Annotated in this window: 9 protein-coding genes; 5 read left to right on the top strand and 4 right to left on the bottom strand. The window is 60.1% G+C overall.

Going from position 1 to position 18,568, the window contains the following annotated elements; all coding sequences use genetic code 11:
- Window positions 1-14: 14 nt before the first annotated feature.
- Entirely contained in the window at window positions 15-7,031 is a 7,017-nt protein-coding gene (locus ACS4NR_RS09075) for an NEL-type E3 ubiquitin ligase domain-containing protein (protein WP_456019774.1), read from the bottom strand.
- A 177-nt stretch (window positions 7,032-7,208) separates the two neighbouring features.
- Here ACS4NR_RS09075 and ACS4NR_RS09080 point away from each other — a divergent pair, with 177 nt between their 5' ends.
- Window positions 7,209-7,427 (top strand): DUF2970 domain-containing protein, encoded by a 219-nt coding sequence (locus tag ACS4NR_RS09080; RefSeq protein ID WP_095136213.1) that lies wholly within the window; start codon window positions 7,209-7,211, stop codon window positions 7,425-7,427.
- 6 nt (window positions 7,428-7,433) lie between these two features.
- Here ACS4NR_RS09080 and ACS4NR_RS09085 read toward each other — a convergent pair whose 3' ends face one another.
- The gene (locus ACS4NR_RS09085; RefSeq protein ID WP_456019775.1) at window positions 7,434-8,507 is read right to left on the bottom strand and encodes an ABC transporter substrate-binding protein; all 1,074 of its coding nucleotides are present in this window, start codon (window positions 8,505-8,507) and stop codon (window positions 7,434-7,436) included.
- Window positions 8,508-9,030: 523 nt separating this feature from the next.
- Between ACS4NR_RS09085 and ACS4NR_RS09090 the strand changes: the two genes are divergently transcribed.
- Both ACS4NR_RS09090 and ACS4NR_RS09095 read left to right on the top strand, forming a co-directional pair.
- Window positions 9,031-10,689: a nitrite/sulfite reductase gene (locus ACS4NR_RS09090; protein WP_166495906.1), complete on the top strand. Its 1,659-nt coding sequence runs from the start codon at window positions 9,031-9,033 to the stop codon at window positions 10,687-10,689.
- Window positions 10,673-11,167, top strand: coding sequence for a DUF934 domain-containing protein (locus ACS4NR_RS09095; protein WP_095136219.1), 495 nt, complete (start codon window positions 10,673-10,675; stop codon window positions 11,165-11,167). The genes ACS4NR_RS09090 and ACS4NR_RS09095 overlap by 17 nt, the downstream gene beginning before the upstream one ends.
- A gap of 23 nt (window positions 11,168-11,190) precedes the next feature.
- On the opposite strand, the gene ACS4NR_RS09100 is transcribed toward ACS4NR_RS09095, so the two are convergent.
- Window positions 11,191-16,044, bottom strand: a complete 4,854-nt coding sequence (locus ACS4NR_RS09100; RefSeq protein ID WP_456019777.1) for a dermonecrotic toxin domain-containing protein — start codon at window positions 16,042-16,044, stop codon at window positions 11,191-11,193.
- Between the two features lie 157 nt (window positions 16,045-16,201).
- Complete coding sequence (gene sohB, locus ACS4NR_RS09105) at window positions 16,202-17,233, bottom strand: protease SohB (protein ID WP_095136223.1); 1,032 nt, start codon at window positions 17,231-17,233, stop codon at window positions 16,202-16,204.
- Between the two features lie 204 nt (window positions 17,234-17,437).
- On the opposite strand from sohB, the gene ACS4NR_RS09110 reads away from it, so the two are divergent.
- Together ACS4NR_RS09110 and ACS4NR_RS09115 are read left to right on the top strand one after the other, a co-directional pair.
- Entirely contained in the window at window positions 17,438-18,148 is a 711-nt protein-coding gene (locus ACS4NR_RS09110) for a histidine phosphatase family protein (protein ID WP_456019778.1), read from the top strand.
- Between the two features lie 63 nt (window positions 18,149-18,211).
- Window positions 18,212-18,529 carry an SCP2 sterol-binding domain-containing protein gene (locus tag ACS4NR_RS09115; protein WP_108592320.1) on the top strand — a complete coding sequence of 106 codons (318 nt, stop codon included), beginning with the start codon at window positions 18,212-18,214 and terminating at the stop codon, window positions 18,527-18,529.
- Window positions 18,530-18,568: the final 39 nt, after the last annotated feature.

Below are 18,568 nucleotides of genomic sequence, written 5' to 3' on the forward strand. Positions count from 1 at the left end.
ACCATTCACCGGGTTTACGCGCCTGACAATTGCCCGGAGGTTCCGGGCAATTGTGCGTTACCGGCAGACAAACCGATCCGTTCGATCTCCTGTCGCGACAATTCGATGAGCCTGGCATTTCGCGCCGCCGCCTGATCGAACAGCCTGCTCAGATATAGCGGATCGTCAGCACTCAGACCTTCGTCCTCGCCCTCCTCCAGCAACTGCGTTTCATCCATTTGCCTGAACGCTTCAGGCTGCTGCTCCTTGAGATAATCCAGCCAGAAATCGCGCTGAATCAGGTCCTCCAGAAATCTCTCGGAGCGTTCCGCGCTGACCACCTCGGCCCGCGCATTGACCAACTGCTGCGGGGTGACACCGGAGGCAAATTTCATGTTTTTCGGCTGCCCGGGCAACTCCAGTCCATCGTCCCACCCCCCGGTCAGACCGATCCGGTAACCGAGGCGAACTTCGGCTTCGTCGAAACCACTGCGCGCAGCCGCCGCTTTTGCCAGTTCATCGACCTTGTCCAGCCGAAACAGCTGTCGCGACAGCGACAACAAGGCCTCACCGCGGATGCCTGGGCGGCCCGCCGGCAAGTCGAGCAAGGCGTTGTAAGTGAAGACCTTGCTCTCCAGACCACTGAACGTAAGGATGCGCCCGTCCACGCAAGTCCCGTGTGTGGCCGAACCGGCGAAAATCACCTCGCGCAGCTCACTGTTGGCCGCCGCCGCTTCCATGACCATCCACACCCGTCGCGTCAGATCGGCGTTGGCTACGCGAAACTCCTGGGTGTCCTGCAATCGATCAAGCAAATGGAAGAATGCCGCGCTATCCGGTTCCGCCGCCAGTTGATCCCAGAGTTTGTCGCGTACGGACGCCTGCTCCGCCGGCAGATTCACCAGCCACGGCGCTTTCTGTTGCGCATGGGCCTGTTCGCTCGGGAGGGTTTCGTCGGACTCGATGCTGTCGGTGGTTTCACTGAGCCCGCCGGCAACGTCGTCAGCCATTTCCTCCAGATCGGAACTGGAGAAACCAAGCACTCGCAGGCGATTACCCGCAGCCTGATAGGTTCTGAGCCTTTCAAGCGACTCCTCCGACAGGTTGTAGTTGTCAGTCAGGTCGGTGCCGTCCATCAGCTCATCGTGCTGACCGTCCAGCGCCTGTTCGGGGATGGCGGTGATGTCGTTGCGACTGAGGTTGAGTGTCCGCAGGTGCTGCGCATCCAGCGTCCCGGCCGGCCATTCGGCCAGGTTGTTATTACGCAGATCCAGACTTTGCAAATGCTCGAAATAGCTGACGTCGAACGCATCAAGATGGTTGTAGCTCAGGTCCAGTGTTTGCAAATGCTGCAGACCGGACAGCGCGGCATACAGCGGCTCGGTGTCAGTGAAGTTGTTGCTGGCCAGCTCGAGTCGCTCGAGCTGCGGCATTTGCCGGACGCCATCAGGCAGCGCGGTGAGTTCATTGCCACTGAGGGTCAGATCGCGCAGGTGAGTGAAGGATTTGAGAAAGCCGTTGCTGCCTTCGGCCGTCACTCGTGTGCCTGTCAGGTTCAAGCTGCTGACATGCCCGAAGTCCTCGGGCAGCGGCGGCAGATCACCCAATTGCAGGCCGTTGAGATCCAGCACCGCATCGCCCCCGACAGTCGATAACCTTGCGCGCCAGCACGTCAGAATGCGCCACGCCGCCAGGCTGCGCGATTGCGAGGAGATGACCCAGTCAACGCCACGGGTTTCCCGGGTATACAGCCAGCCATTGAGTCGGCGAACGAGGGTTTCAAAGGTCTGGCTCCAGCCCGCGATCCGCTCGCCGATCTGCACATCAGTCGCACCCTCGGTACGCAGCGCCTCGATCACCTGCATGGCTTGTTCATCGGTAAGGGCCGGCTGCACTCGCTGCAGGTTCTGGCGCATCCGTGTCAGCCCGGTACTGACAGGTGCCTGCGTCAGCGGCAGCAACTGGCGGGCCACTGACAAACCGTTCTCCGCCGGCGGAAAAGTCGCCGGCACCGGCTGCCGGGCAAACGCATCCAGCGCGCCGGCAGGCAGGCCGAGGGTGTGCTCGAGCCGCAGTTGCCCCAGACGCAATTCAGCTGACGCCGCTGCGGTCAGCGGCGCACCGGTCAGGTTGATATTGAGCAGTGCAGTGCTCTCGAGTACGGCAGGCGGCAACGTGCTGATACGGGTATCGCGCAGATCCAGCCACCACAGTTGCGGCAGACCTTCGGCCCCTGTCGGCCACTGTTGCAGGTGCGTTGCCTGCAGGTCGAGGGCCTTTAAACGTTGCAGGCTGTCGACGTTCAGTTCGTTCAGCGGATTGTTCCGCAGATTCAGCTGTTCGAGCGCAGGCAATTCACTCAATCCGCTCTCCAGGCCTGAAGCGTCGCTCAGCAGGTTGTCGGCCAGATCCAGGTGCACCAGGCGCGAAAGGCTCTGCGACTCGATCGGCCATTCGTGCAAGGCATTGTCACTCAGATCAAGGGTTCGCACTTCGCTGAACGCACTGAGGAAACCGCGCATCTGCGCGGCCGCAACGCGCTGGCCGTTGAGCAGCAGCGTGCGTACATGTGCAAATGCGTCAGCGGGTAACGCCGGCAGGTCGCTGAGCATCAGCCCCGACAAGTCCAGAGTCGAAGCGCTGATGGTCGCGCCATAGCGCTTGAACATGCCCTTGCGCCAACTGGTTTTCAGGACATGGGCCAGGTTTGATCGCGCGACAAGTTCGCGCAGCGATTCCGCCGACACCACCACGCGCTGCTGCCACTGATTGAGTTGGCTATCCAGCGCGGCATATTGATCGCTCAAGGCATTGATGGCGGTGAAACGCTGCTGCTCATTCGGCCATTGCTCGAAGAAACGATTGAACACCCCCTCGGGCGATTGATTCACGCCCTCGCCCAGGCGCCGCAACTCGCCGCGGCAATAATCCCTGACCATCGTCTCTCGATCGATCAGGTGTTCCGGATGGGTCTTGACGTATTCGTACACGCCGGTGAAGTTTTCCCGGGAGAATCTTGACCAGTCCAGCGACAGTCCCGACCAGAGTTTTTCATGGCCCTGCAGCAGTGCTGCCGGCACGGTGCTGATCCCCGTGTCTCTGAGGTTCAGACGTTCCAGGGCCGGTAACTCCAGCACCCCCGCAGGCCAGTCGAACAATGAGTAGGCGACGATTTCCAGTGTGCGCAGATTACGCATGCCGCTGACGTCGAAGGACAGCGGCTGATAGCTCGAGGTGCTGACGCTCAATGCTTCAAGACGGGTCAGTTGAGCCAGGCGTGCCGGCATGTCAGCGGCAAAGGGCATTGCACTGTAGAGCGTCAGGTCAGTGAATTCCGGCATGTTCTGCAACGCCACCGGCACGTTGGTAAATGTTTCAGCGGTGGCATTGATGCGCAGCGCCTTGAGCCTGGGGAAACTGCCCAACAGTTCATCGACGTTGGCATCGGTGATGCACCGCCCCCTGACTCGCAGATCGCGCACATGCGAGAAGTCCGCCGTCAGCACCGGCAACGGGTCATCGCAGATCAGATCGAGGCGTGCCGCACTCACGTGACTATCGGCCAGCGGCGAATTGCGCCAGCTCTGCTTGAGGCTGCGCACCACGCTGGATCGGCCGCCGATCATCGACTCCAGCGTCGACTCAGGGGCCGGCACACCTTCCCATTGCGCCAGCGACGATTCGAGTTCCTGCCATTCACGCAGGCGCCTTTGCAACAGCTCGTAGATCTGCGCGTCAGTCCGGCCGGTTGCCAGTTGTTTGAGGATGAACCCGCCCGCTTGCTGATCGGTAAGCGCCGGATACACGTCCTGCACGCGCGTCACCAGCAACGGATTGACGCCTTCGCCGCGACCGCTGGCGTAATAACCGAGCCCGTGCTGGCGTACCCGCACCGGCGCCTTGAAGCGTTGCTTGTGGCCATGGCGTCTGCTCGCCAGTCGAGCCAGTTCGGCACGGTGTCGGGCCACATACCGGATCAGTGCCCGACGCAGTCCGGCGCTACGCGCAACCTGGGTAAAACCCAGGGCCTGTCGCGACTGGTCGGGCAAGGCATGGAGGATTGAGGCAAAAAAGTTGTCGCCGTGACGCGGAATGCTGTTCAGCTCTTCGCCGCGCTCGTTGTACGCCTGATAGACCGGCCCGCGCTTGACCAGATACTTGGTTTGGCCGGCACTTTCGCTGCCGACACTGTCAATCAACGGCCCGTCGAGGCTACCTTCGCGCACCTCAAGACGCACTTCGTCCGACCAGCCCGGCAGTCGCTCCAGGGCGCGCAAGGCCAGCCATTGGCTTTCGCTGCCACCCGAATTCTCCATGTGCAGGCCGGCGACCGCGTGGTTGAAGCGGCGTTGCCGGGCAAATTCACGGGAGATCTCCAACAGCCGCAACGGCACCCGCTTACCGCTTTGCAGGCGCGCCAGCTCCTCGGCGTTCGCCTCCAGCAGCACGCGGATTGCCGCCGAGCTGCCCAACCCCGGTGTCGCGGCTTGTAGCCTGGCGATTCGCCGATCGTTCAACGCGGGCTCGTCATAGAGCCTGTCGAACATCGCCGGTTGCCGGGTGCGCAGGTAGTCGGCGATCTGTTTGCGCAGTTCCAGCGGCCGGGATTCGACCACACGCGCCGGTTCGGCGCCCAGCAGCCAACGTGTTTGCGGCTCATCCAGCGCGGCCAGAATACGCTCAGGCAGTTGGCCGTCGAGCACTTCGGCGCGGGTCACCTGGATCGGTGTATGCGTCTGGCCCTCGATCAAGCCTGATTCTGCGCCGAACAGCCGGCTGGGGCCGGACAGCTGCGCTCCGTCGAAGACTTCCAGAATCAACCCGCTCGGCCAGCGTGGCATTTGCGTGAGCATTGGCAGCATCAGCAGATACGAATCATCCAGGCTGGCTCCTCGTTCGACCTGATCGATCAGCCGCCCGACCTGCTGATCCGCCTCGTACAGGCGCAGCGTGTCGGCCAGGGCCAGTGGCGCTGGCTGATGATCGAGGTGCATCTGACGCAGAGCATCATCACTGACACCACTGACATTGGCGATTTCGAGCAGTTGCGCATCCGAAAACGCCTCAGTCGAATGCCCGATGCGCCGCAGCAGGGTCAGCCGATCCCAGCTCTGCGGTCGCTCGAGATTGTGGCGCCAGGCCCCCAGTCGATTGTGCTCCAGGATCGGTTGATACGCCGCAGGATCACGCGGGTGGAGGATGCGCCAGCTTTTCAAGGCCTCGTCGTAGTGCGTCTGGTAGACCTTGCCCTGCTGGCGAATGAAGGTCTTGCCATCGAATCGATACACGCCTTGCGCATCGGGTACGACAGTCGCTGGCAGGACACTATCGCTGACGTAAGCATCGAGGTCAGGCTTCCACAGGCGGACCGAACCGTCAGGCCGCTCGACCGGGTGCAAGTGCTCGATCGCCTGCTCGGCGGAGGCCGCCTGGAGTCGGCCTGCGCCCTTGCCGACCGCGCCCATCACGCCAATCAGCGCCAGGTTCTGCGCCACATCGACCAGATGCGCCTTGGCAGCCTGGCGATCACCTTCCGACCATTCGATGGCGCCTTCGAATGACTCATAGAGCAGTTGCCCGGCCATCACGGTCATCATGATTTCGCCCAGTACCGGGACGAACATCGACACCATGTTCAAGGCCATCATCCCGAGTTCGAGCAGATGACTGAGTTTTTCTGCGCGTACCCGGGCATCGACATCCGCAGTGGGGACGGCATGGGCCCGCGCGTCGGCGATGAATTTGGCGCGGTGCTGTTCGTAGAGGTACTGCCACAGATCGGTGTTGTCGGCCCAGATCCCGGCCACGCCTTTGCGCGTGGTCGGCAACGGGTCGAGATACGGGTCAGGCTGCGGCTCGCGCTTGCCGGGGGCTTCGGGTGGCAGCTCCTTGATTCGCGCGATGGTCGACAGTGGCGGTATCAGTTGTGCAACCTTGACCCAGATCGAATGCAGCGGGTCACTCGGAGAGTCCGCAGCCTTTTGGGTGAACTGACTGAAATAGTAAGGACGGTCGGCATAAGCCACGAACTGACTGAAAAACTGCTGGTAAGCGGTCGGGCCTGGCCCGGAAGCCGCAGGGTCAGTCGCGGTGAACTTGCCTTTGAACACCTCACGCATCTGCGCCATGGTGTAACGCTTGAGCGGGTGTTGCGGGTCATGGGGAATGTAGACGATGAACTCGTTGGTGTAGCGGTAGCGCTCGCTGATGCTGAACACCACGCAACCGGTCATCCGCCGCTTCATCAGGCTCAAATCACGAAACCACACGGCCTTGCCGCCGAGCTGCGGGTGGATCTGGCCGTCCACCACCGACAGAATCATCCGGTAGTCGGCGGGTTCGATGTCCTGTTTCAGCAGCGCCCATTCGGCGGCGGCACGCAATGCGGTTTTCTGGCTGGCAATGAAGTGCCGGCGCAAGGTGTCGGTTTTCTCGAAAAACGTTTTGATCCGTGCCTGATAACGGGCACCGACGTCCAGCGAACGACACAGCGTCAGAAACTGCCTGACCGTGATGCCGATTTCTGCTGCCTGAAACTCGCCCGGGGTCGCCGTCTCGACCACGAAACCGGATCTGGCGTGATAGGCACCCGCTTCACATTCCGACGCCTCGAAGTTGTGCAATGCCGCTTGCAGCAAGGGCAGTTTCAACACTTCGAACGTGGAAACTTCAACTTCCAGCACCCCGAGTTCGAGGGGCCTTCTGAGGCACAGCAAGGTCTTGTCGAGATCGACCGTGACGTTGAACTGATCCTTGAGTGCCTTGCCGAGCAGCGCCTGGGCAAATGCATCGACGCTTTCAAGGCCGGCCATGGTTCTGTCGAGTCGGCTCTGGGCGACAAAGGCCGCCGTGACTCGCTCTTTCAAGGCTTGTTGCTGATCATTCAAGAAATGGTGATAGCCGTGCGCTGGACGGGTGCTGGCCGCTTTCATCGCGGCTTGCCGTGCGGGCGAGGCGGCAATCAGCCAATCGGGGATCATCTGCTCCAGCAGTTTGCCATGAAGGCTGGCGCTGACCGGCGCGCGGGGCAATGTCGGGGGATGAGTGGACATCCTGTCTCTCCTGAAAAATGGAAAGACAGGACACCATGTGCGCCGCGCTGATCTGCGGTACATAGTTATCGTATGGGCGCGGACGTGTTACCGGACAAGTCAGGAACCCGCGTGCGACCACGGCACAACCCGCTGGATTGACTATGCTGTCGGGACAGCCTTTCGGACGGGGGATTTATGGACGATCCAGTCGACAACAAGCCACCGAGCTTCTGGCAAATGCTGCACAGCGTGATGGCTGCAGCATTCGGTGTGCAAAGCGGGAAGAACCGGGCAAGGGACTTCACCCATGGCAAGCCCAGCCATTTCGTGGTCCTGGGGATCGGCTTCACCGCCGTGTTCGCCTTGACGCTGTTTGCCATCGTCAAACTGGTGCTGCATTTCGCCGGGGTCTGACGGCGCTCAGTGCATCAGGATCTGCAGGCCGAACGGGTAGCGATAGGACGCGGGGCGCCCCTTGGCAGAGAGTTTGCGAAAACTCACGCCGTAATCCGGCGCGGCGCCCATGGCCAGCATCTGCTGTGCCTGATGCTTGTCGATCAGTTGCAGCAGCGACAATTGCCGGTCACGTCCGCCATACCGGTCGAGATCGACGCCCTGATCGTAATCATGCAACTCCACCAGCGCCCAGCCACCCAGCGTGAAGTGCCCGCCCACCAGCGCGCTCAAGCGTCCATCGACCAGCGCCTGCAACGCCTCGGGCGAGGTGTTGACGGCGCTGAACAGCACGTCCTTGCCGGGGGTTTTGCCGGCTTCGGCAAACGCGCGCATGGCGCCGAAGGCCATTTCATCATTGGCCGACCACACCAGCGACACCTCTGGATAGCGGTTGACCAGTTGCCGCGCCTGTTCATAGGCGCGCTGCCGGGTCCAGCCGCTGTACACCAGCTGCCGCAGTCGCACCTGTGGATGCTCGGCCAGAGCGCGCTGCATGCCACGTTCGCGCAATTGCGCCGACGGCGTGACTTTGAGGCCGGAAAACGCCAGCACCTCGATCGGCTGATCGCGTGCGACCGGCGGATGCAGGCGAATCAGCTCCTTCATCATCAGGTAGCCGCCCTCTTCGTCATTCGGCACCAGGCTGCCGATGCGATCGGTACGCTCGCCGACCAGCGCCTGCTGATCGGGGGTCAGCACCGCGTTGACCATGAACAGCTTGACGCCGCTGCCTTGCGCCAGCCGCAGGATCTGCGGCGCCACGTACTGCTCGTTGACGAACATCAGATAGTCGGGACGGTTCGGCCCCAGCAGAGCCATTCTGGCCTGGGCCACGGTGAGTTCGGGCTGGCGCTGGGAATAGAGAATCTGCAAATCGACGCCCAGGTCGCGGGCCGCCGCCTGCATGAATTGCGAATAGCTGACCCAGAAGGCTTCCTGAGTTGACCCAGGATTGAGGAACAGCACCGACTCCGCTTTCGCTGCGACGCTGACAGCCGCGCCGAACAGCAGCAGGCTGAGATGGACAAACTTCAACATGAAAAATCCGGGCCCAGGGAAAAATGGCCGCGCATTATAGCCTTCGAACCTACGGCTATTGACGCCTGATCCCGCTTTTGTCCGACAATTGTCGGAAGCGGGCCCGAATCGGTCGTTTACTGATGACTGACCCAGAATACCGCTGTCCCTACGACCAGAATGATCAGGAACAGAATGGCCCAAGCATCGACACTGCTATCGCTTTTTCTTGCCTTGGTCGGATTGCTCATTGCATCGCCTCTTGTCGGTTTTATCGGTGATTGCAGAAAGACTCGATCACAGTTAAGACGATGATTGTCCCCGCGACAAATGTGGATTAATCAACAACTATTCTCGTTAGGCGATTTGGTTCTTTACATATACTCAAACATCACTTTTGCGCATAACTGCAAACGGGTATATTGCCCCGGCTCCGTTAGGGAGTGCGCGGCCGTGCGCGCGTAATTGCCGAGGCACCATCGGACTCCAGCAAGCGAAAACGCAGCGTTTTCCGAGTAGCCCAAAGCCTGAGAACAGGACTTATATGTACGTATACGACGAGTACGATCAGCGGATCATCGAGGACCGCGTCAAGCAGTTCCGTGATCAGACCCGACGCTATCTGGCAGGCGAGCTGAGCGAAGAAGAATTCCGCCCCCTGCGCCTGCAAAATGGCCTCTACATCCAGCGTTTTGCGCCGATGTTGCGCGTGGCGGTGCCTTACGGCCAGCTGACTTCCCGTCAGGTGCGCATGATGGCCAAGATTGCCCGCGACTACGACAAGGGCTACGCCCACATCAGTACCCGGCAGAACGTGCAGTTCAACTGGCCGGCGGTGGAAGACATCCCGGACATCCTCGCGGAACTGGCCACCGTGCAGATGCACGCGATCCAGACCAGCGGCAACTGCCTGCGCAACGTCACTACCGACCAGTTCGCCGGTGTCGCCGCCGATGAACTGATCGATCCACGCCCATGGTGCGAAATCGTCCGTCAGTGGACGACATTCCACCCGGAATTCGCCTACCTGCCGCGCAAATTCAAGATCGCCGTCAACGGTTCGACCGCTGACCGTGCGGCCATCGAAGTCCACGACATCGGCCTGGAGCCGGTACACAACGCCGCCGGCGAGCTGGGCTTCCGTGTCCTGGTCGGCGGTGGCCTGGGCCGTACCCCGGTGGTCGGCGCGTTCATCAACGAGTTTCTGCCGTGGCAGGATCTGTTGAGCTACCTCGACGCCATCCTGCGGGTGTACAACCGCTATGGCCGTCGCGACAACAAATACAAGGCGCGGATCAAGATCCTCGTCAAGGCGCTGACCCCTGAGGTGTTCGCGCAGAAAGTCGATGCCGAGATGGAGCACCTGCGCGGTGGCCAGACCACGCTGACCGAAGCCGAGCTGCATCGTGTCGCCAAACACTTCGTCGATCCGGACTACAAGGCGCTGGAGAATCAGACCGCCGCCCTGGCCGAACTCGACAAAGAGCATCCGGGTTTCGCCCGCTGGCGCTCACGCAACACCCTGGCGCACAAGAAGCCGGGCTATGTCGCCGTGACCCTGTCGCTGAAACCGACCGGCGTTGCTCCGGGCGACATCACCGACAAGCAGCTCGATGCCGTCGCCGATCTGGCCGAGCGCTACAGCTTCGGTCAACTGCGCACCTCCCACGAGCAGAACATCATTCTGGCGGACGTCGAGCAGAGTCAGTTGTTCACCCTGTGGGGCGAGCTGCGTGAAAGCGGTTTTGCCACGCCGAACATCGGCCTGCTCACCGACATCATCTGCTGTCCGGGCGGTGATTTCTGCTCGCTGGCCAACGCCAAGTCGATCCCGATCGCCGAATCGATCCAGCGCCGTTTCGACGACCTGGACTATCTGTTCGACATCGGTGAGCTGGACCTGAACATCTCTGGTTGCATGAACGCCTGTGGTCACCACCACGTCGGCCACATCGGCATCCTCGGGGTGGACAAGAAAGGTGAAGAGTTCTACCAGGTGTCCCTCGGTGGCAGCGCCAGCCGTGACGCGAGCCTGGGCAAGATCCTCGGCCCGTCCTTCGCCCAGGACGACATGCCGGACGTGATCTCGAAGCTGATCGACGTGTACGTTGAACAACGTACCGAAGACGAGCGCTTCATCGACACCTACCAGCGTATTGGCATCGACCTCTTCAAGGAACGCGTCTATGCAGCGAATCATTAAGAACAACGAAGTCGTCGACGAAACCTGGCACCTGCTGCCCAAGGACGCGACCCTCGACGGCATCTCCAACTGCGACGACCTGATCGTGCCGCTGGCCCTGTGGCGTGATCATGCTCACGCGCTCAAGGCCCGCGACGGCGGTCTGGGTGTGTGGCTGGACGCCGATGAAGAAGCCGAGGAAATCGGTGACGACGTCGCGCAGTTCCAGGTGATCGCGCTGAATTTTCCGGCCTTCACCGACGGCCGCAACTATTCCAACGCCCGCCTGCTGCGTGACCGTTACGGTTTCAAAGGTGAACTGCGGGCGATTGGCGATGTGCTACGCGACCAGCTGTTCTACATGCACCGTTGCGGTTTCGATGCGTTCGCCCTGCGCGCCGACAAGGACCCGTACGATGCGCTGGAAAGCCTGAAAGACTTCTCAGTGACCTACCAGGCCGCCACTGACGAACCGCTGCCGCTGTTCCGTCGCCGCTGATCGAATACGCCTTGAGCACCTGCTCAAGGCGTACTCCCCTCCTCTTCTGTATCCGAACTGGCCAGCTCATTGGCCGGATGGCGCACCAGTGCCTGATCGGTGAGCTGGCGAATCAGCACCTGACGTTCATTTCTGAAATTGTCGTGAATCGCATTCATCTGCACCGATGCCTGGTCGCGCGTCAGCTCCGCCTGTTCCTCCAGACGCGCCAAGGCCCGCGAGGTCCGAACATAGACAAGGGCGAAAGCGTCGGGATGCGCCGATTCGAGAAATTCGACCCAGAATCGCTGGCCGATACACCATTCGGGAAACGCCGAAGAACCTTCGATACGCATGACGGCCTGATAAGCCTGATCCAGTTCTACCTGCGATACCTCGACATTCAACGGGCTGCTCATCGCCCTTGGCTGCCCAGGCAAATTCAGGCGCTCCGCCAGCCCCACCCGATAGGCCAGACTGAATTCGAGCGCATGCTCGTAGACACTCGGTTGGGCGCGGCTGTTGATCTCTGCCAAGGTCTGCTCTTCCAGCGTTTGCAGGCGAAACAAGCCTCTGAGCAAATGCGTCAGTTGCCGCTCCAGCGGCGCGCCATCGATCCCGGCCGCGACCGTGGCTCGATAACACAGCACTTGGACTTCCATCTCACTGAATACCGCAGAATAGCCATCGACACTGGTGGCGACGCGCGCCGTGCGGAACAATTCGCTGCGCAGCCGCGTGTCTTCAGCGGCCGCCTCGACCACATTCCACACACGCTGGCTGAAATACGGGTACAACCGGGTGTAATCGGCCGTGTGGATCAACTGTGAAAGAACATTGAAGAAATCCCGCGAGCCGGGCGCTGCCCGTACAGCCTCCCAGGTAACGCTACGCGGTATCGCTTCGACGGCAGGCCTGCCGGTCAGCCAGCGGGCACTCTGGCCTTCATACGACACGCCGAGTAGCGGCTGATGTCGATAGACCCGGGCCATTACACCGAAACTGACGCTGTTCGCCTGCTGATACGTCGCAATCTGTCGCAAAGAGTCAGGCGACAAGGGGTTACCCATCAGGCGAACGGCGCGGGTGACCACCAACGGAGCCCTGAGTACCGCCTCCGGCACCGTGCTTATCTGGTTATCGCGCAGATCGATCAGTTGCGGTCGTTGCAAACCGGTGGTTCCCTCGGGCCAATGATCGATTGCGCAACCGCGCAGGCGCAGTCTTTCCAGATCCGGCAGTGAGCTGACATCCGGGGCATGCGCAAGATCAACATTGAAGTCCAGGCTCAGCACCCGCAGCTTTTTCAATTGCGCCAGTGACGGCACCGATGCAGAAGATAGACGAATACGGTTCTCGCTCAGATCCAGATGCGTCAGCCAGGGCATGCGTTCCAATGTCACCGGTAACTGGGTCAATTGGTTCCCTCTCAGGGAAAGGCTGCGCAAATTTCTGAAATGACGCAAAAATGCCGTCAGCCCCAGCGGCGTAGTGCCGTCCATGACCAGATGCGTGACGTGGCTGAAATCCCCGACCAGCACTGGCAACTCTCCCAAAGGCTCCGGGGCGAAGATCAACGTGTCGGGTGGCGCGTCTCCCGAGGCCCCCGGTTCTCTGCGCCAGCAGCGGATGATCGCGCGCATGGCCCGGGACTTCGCCGACTGTGGAACATCAAGCAATGCGCCATCGATCCCGTTGTACTGCGTTTGCCGCGTCACCCAACGACTCAGGACTTCGCGAATACCGAGAAACTCCAGGCGCAGCAATTCCAGTTTCATCAGCACCAGGATCTCATTGCGGCCCAAGACGTTGAGTAGCGCATGGATCTGTGCAGGGGAATGGGCCGGGTAGAGTTCCTGAATACGGCGCACCATCACTGAAACGCTCACCCCTGAGTTCGCCCAAGGCCCTGCCGGGGGCCGGTCAGCCAGGGCCATCGGCGAATAGTCGCCGGGACGTTCGCCCATGGTCCTGGCAAACGTTGTTCGCCGTTGCATGGCAAGTTCGGTGATTTTCTCCCGTAGCCCGTTCGCCCCGGCCTCGATCGACAGGCCCAACGCGACCTTGCGTTGCGCCGACAACCCATGCCAGAGGGCCTGGAAATAATGCTCGCGGGTGCGCCCGGAAAATGTTTTCAGCGCAGCATCAGTACCCTGCAGAACGCTGATGCGGTCCGCCAACACATTGATGATCACCCGCTCACTGGATGAGCTTGACGCCGTCGTTGCAACACTGCCGTGACTGCCCGACCACTCCTGTATCTCGATCGCTGAAGCCCCTGACCAGCCCGGCAAATGTTCAAGGGTATCGAGCACCAGGCGATTGGTACTGTGACCACCGCCACTCTCCAGGTACAGGCCTTCATAGGCTCGACACACAGCAATCGCCTGTTGATAGCGGCGCACCTCCTGCGCCAGCCGCAATGGTACGCGGGCAGCGTCCAGCTCCTGCGCTTCGCCATCCAGGGCACTGCCCGCCAACTCCTCGGCAACACTGGCAGGCAGATCGGCAAAGGTCTTCATCAGCAACGCCACCCGACCATTGCCCGGCGCTTCGCGGCGTCGATAGATTCGCTGGAACAACGGCTCCCGTCGACCTTGTGCCTGTTCGCCGACAATTTGCACCAGCTTGCGCGTCTGAACCACCGAATCCTCGCTCGTCAGGCCGAGCAAGGTCTTGCGCCGCTGGCTGCCGAGTGCAGCCAGCAGAGAACGGTACAGTTTCCCCCGATGCACATCCTGCTGGGTTATCTTCAGGATCGTGGTGGCGGTGGTGGCGCCATAACGATTGATTGGCGTGCCCGCTGCATCGACGACGCTGATAACGCAGTCTGCCGGCCAACTGGCCGAGGTCGTCAGCAGGTGCAATTGCAGGTCAGCGTCCGCCATGGGTGCCGACAACGGGATCTGCAGTTGCTCGATAAACTCCGTCACCGCTGCATCGACGCGAAATCTCCACACCGTGTCGAGCAGCAAGGCCGGCGGATGACCGCGATCTACATGGATCTGACGCAACACGCTGTCTTCGATACCGCTGACAGCCAGAGCCTGCAGCGCTCTGGCATCGGACAGCTCCTCGCGGGGATGGCCGAAGCGGCGAAACAGCTTCAATCGATCCCAGTCCTGAACCAGCTCGCTGTCATGACGCCAGGCCCCCCGATCGTTGGTTTCGAGCAGCGGTGAATAGCGGCTCGCCGATTCCGGCGGCGCCTGTACTTCCCACAGCCCGGTCTGAGGCTCGGGGCGCACCGCATAGTGCAGGTCATCGAGCGTCAGGTACGCCTGGCCATCGACCCAACGCAAGCCGCGACCATCGCGACGCACTCCGGCAGGCAAGGCCCGACGCTGTTGATACACGTGCAGGTCAGGCTTCCAGAGGCGAGACTGCCCCGAGGCCATTTTGACCATGCGCAAGCGCTCGATAAAAGCCGATGACCTGACGACTTTGAACGCTGTGCCCACCGCCCTGGTACTCGCAGCGAAAGCCGCCATCAGGATCAGGTTTTCGACGACATCGAAAAAGTAATCCGTCGCCTGCTCCTGCTCGCCTCTGGACCAACTGGCAATCCCTTCATAGACCTGCGAGAGCAACTGCACCGCAGTGACCGCCAATAACGCCTCTCCTACTACGGGTATGAACGATACAGCGACCAACAGCAGGTTGACCCCGATTGCCTTATAGGTGTCCAGTCGGGCCAGCCGGGTTTTCTCGTCTTCATCGTCCGTTGGGACCACTACGAGCCGAGCGTCGGCCATGGTCTGTTCGGCGTGCTGGCGATACATCAGGCTGAACGGGTCACCCGCAAAATCGATGCCGGACAACGTCACGTAGAACGCGGCACGAGGCAGGATTGAATGACTGTGCGCATACAAACGCCCATCGAGTTCGGTCACCCACGCTGCGCGCTCACTGATCTTGATGTAGCGCATGAAGAATTGGCGAAACGCTGCGCCTTTCAACCGCTGGCTCAACTGTTTCTCGAAATCGCTGAAGGATGAATACTCCTTGAGCGGGTGCAACGGATCACCTGGCAGGTAAACAACGCATCGATAGTCGTCATCGGCGTGCACACTCACCGGGCCGATAAACAGCACACCGTTAAGTGTGACACCCAGCATCTGCAAGCCCTGATAACCCAGGGTGTTGTTGCCCAGTTTGATCGTGGCCTGGTTATCCTTGACTGCCTGCAACATCTCATGCACTTCGACACTGATATGTTTTTTCATCAATGCCACGTGCCGATCCACTTCGAACCGACACCGCAGGTTCGCAGTAAACTTGCCGCGCAACGGATGGGTCTCAGCCTCCACATTGAAGACCGCACGAAGATGAGTCTGATATTGCTTACCCAAGTCGAGGGTTCGACACAACAGCGCAAACTCGTGGGGCTGGATCGATAATATATTCGCCTCTCGACCGGTTACTTTTTCGGGAATATAGATCAAGGAGGTATCGTTATAATTTGTGGCCTGAGCCTCGCTGAGTTCGAAGTTTTCGCAGGCGGCCGTGAGCAGATCCCGATCAACTGGCAACACCAGTTTCCTGCGCAAGCCCAGCAGACTGGAGGTGGAGCGCACGTGCTGAAAGATCACCCCGCCGATATCCAGCGAGTGGCCGAGCTTTTGCGACATGGCGCTGGCCAGTAGCGGTGCGCAAAACTCTTCTGGAGACTTGAGGTTCTTCAGAAACGGGTTCACTTCACTCTGGGCGCGGTGGCTGGCCATGATGCTTTGATAAAGTGTTTGACGCAGTTCATCCGATGCTGAAAGCAGCCAGCCGGGAGCATTGTTCTTGATCAACTCAAAGAACATGCCTTTTTGTTCGGGTGTTAGTACAGGCGCGACAGCCTGGACAGGTAAAGAAGACATACTGAATATCTCGAAAACTGAAAGTAGCAACAGCTTATCGAGCAGGCCTTTTAATAAAAGCGCGAATTACCGATTAAAAACCTTGAATTCAAATCAACTATTCAAACTTAAACCATACATATATACCGCCACCATAAAAAAACCCCTTTTCCCGTTACAGTAAAAGGGGTTTTTCTTTGGCGTTTTCTTACCAGAAGCGTTGCTGGGTCAAGCGGCTCCACCAGCTCAGCAGCACGCGATCCACTGAACCGCTGGCGGCCATGCCGATGCGCTCCTGCAGGCTTTTGCGTTCGGCGTAATGCAGGTGATAAACCTCGGCTTTCTTCGCCCGGTCTGCCAGGTATTCATCGCTGGTCTTGAGCTCGTCCACCAGTTGCTTGTCCAGCGCTGCAACACCAAGCCAGACCTCACCGGTGGCCACTTCGTCGATGGCCAGTTGCGGGCGATAACGGGAAACGAAGTTTTTGAACAACTGATGGGTGATGTCCAGGTCTTCCTGGAACTTCTCCCGGCCCTTTTCGGTGTTTTCGCCGAATACGGTCAGGGTGCGTTTGTACTCACCGGCGGTCAGCACTTCGAAATCGATGTCGTGCTTTTTCAGCAGACGATTGACGTTGGGCAACTGCGCCACCACGCCGATCGAGCCAAGAATCGCGAATGGCGCGCTGATGATCTTCTCGCCAATGCACGCCATCATGTAACCGCCGCTGGCGGCGACCTTGTCGATGCACACCGTCAATGGCACGCCGGCCTCGCGGATACGTGCCAGTTGCGACGACGCCAGACCGTAGCTGTGCACCATGCCGCCGCCGCTTTCCAGGCGCAGCACCACTTCATCTTTTGGCGTAGCGAGAGTCAGCAGTGCGGTGATTTCGTGACGCAGGCTCTCGGTGGCCGAGGCCTTGATATCACCGTCGAAATCGAGCACGAACACCCGGGATTTGCTCTCGGGTTTGTTCTTCTGCTTCTTCTCGGTCTTTTCCGATTTGGCCTGGCCCTTGCGCAGGGCCTTGAGTTGATCCTTGTCGAGCAGGGTCTGCTCCAGACGTTCACGCAAGCCTTTATAGAAATCGTTGAGCTTGCTGACCTGCAACTGCCCCGCCGACTTGCGCCGGCCCTTGCTGCGCAATGCAGCAAAACTGGCGAGCACCACCAGGATGGCGACCACCAGCGTTACGGTCTTGGCCAGGAAGCTGGCGTATTCGGTGAAAAACTCCACAGAGACTCCTTAAAACAATGCGCGGATGCAAAACACGCGCGGGATGGTTGCAGCATACCCATGCCTCGCCCCGTCGGCCAGCCGTGAAACCTCTGGCAACAGGCCTGTAACGAGCATTTCAAACAAGCGTATGTTTTTTCATTGACAGCACTCCGTCATCCTCATAACCTCGCCAAACCTTCAACGTACCGGGATGACGCGGACGTGGGCAGCATCTATCTGATTCGACATGGCCAGGCCTCCTTTGGTGCAGACGACTATGACGTCCTGTCGCCCATCGGCGTGCGTCAGGCAGAGATCCTCGGCCAGCACCTCGCCGAGCTGGGAATCCGTTTCGATCGCTGTCTGGCCGGCGACCTGCGCCGTCAGCAACACACGGCCACCAGTGCGCTGGAGCAATTCAGCGCCAAGGGCCTGGCGGTACCGACGCTGGAGACCGATTCGGCGTTCAACGAGTTCGATGCCGACGCCGTGATCCGCGCCCTGATTCCGGCCATGCTCGACGACGAACCGGAAGCCATCGACATTCTGCGCAACGCAGCGCAGAACCGCGCCGAGTTCCAGCGCATTTTCGCCCTGGTGATCGAGCGCTGGCTGGCGGGCACCTACGATACCCCCGGGCTGGAGAGCTGGCTGGGTTTTGTCGAGCGAGTACGGGGCGGATTGCACCGCATCCTCGAACAGGCCGTCGGCAACCAGAAAATCGCCGTATTCACCTCCGGCGGCACCATCACCGCCCTGCTCCATCTGATTACCCAAATGCCTGCCAGGCAGGCCTTTGAACTGAATTGGCAAATCGTCAACACCTCGCTCAACCAGCTGAAATTCCGCGGTCGCGAGGTGGCTTTGGCCTCCTTCAACAGTCACGCACATCTGCAACTGCTGAAGGCTCCGGAACTCATCACTTTCCGCTGAGTCCGGATAATTGTGACCCTTGCTGTAATCAACCAGCGCTATTACCCAAGAAAGGATCGAACCATGACCTCCGTAGCTGATGCCGTAAAAGCGATGCAAGCCAAGTTCAACCCAGCCGCTGCTGCCGGTCTGGACCTGGTCTTCGGTTTCAACATCACTGACGAAAACAAGCAGTACGCGCTGATCGTCAAAGACGGTACTTGCGACATTCAGGAAGGTGAAAACCCAGACGCCAACTGCACCCTGGTACTGGACAGCGCAACTCTGAAAGACATCGTCAGCGGTGAAACCGACGGCATGCAGGCGTTCATGGGCGGCAAGCTGCGCGTTGAAGGCGACATGATGCTGTCGATGAAACTGTCCGAGCTGTTCCCGTCGTAAGACTTGCGTTCGGTTTGAAGAAAATCCCGCCCCTGTGGC

The organism is Pseudomonas sp. JQ36 (assembly GCF_053851495.1).

Coding starts and splice junctions, on each gene's coding strand:
- ACS4NR_RS09075 (WP_456019774.1), bottom strand. CDS start 7,031: ATGTCCACTCATCCCCCGACATTGCCCCGCGCGCCGGTCAGCGCCAGC.
- ACS4NR_RS09080 (WP_095136213.1), top strand. CDS start 7,209: ATGGACGATCCAGTCGACAACAAGCCACCGAGCTTCTGGCAAATGCTG.
- ACS4NR_RS09085 (WP_456019775.1), bottom strand. CDS start 8,507: ATGTTGAAGTTTGTCCATCTCAGCCTGCTGCTGTTCGGCGCGGCTGTC.
- ACS4NR_RS09090 (WP_166495906.1), top strand. CDS start 9,031: ATGTACGTATACGACGAGTACGATCAGCGGATCATCGAGGACCGCGTC.
- ACS4NR_RS09095 (WP_095136219.1), top strand. CDS start 10,673: ATGCAGCGAATCATTAAGAACAACGAAGTCGTCGACGAAACCTGGCAC.
- ACS4NR_RS09115 (WP_108592320.1), top strand. CDS start 18,212: ATGACCTCCGTAGCTGATGCCGTAAAAGCGATGCAAGCCAAGTTCAAC.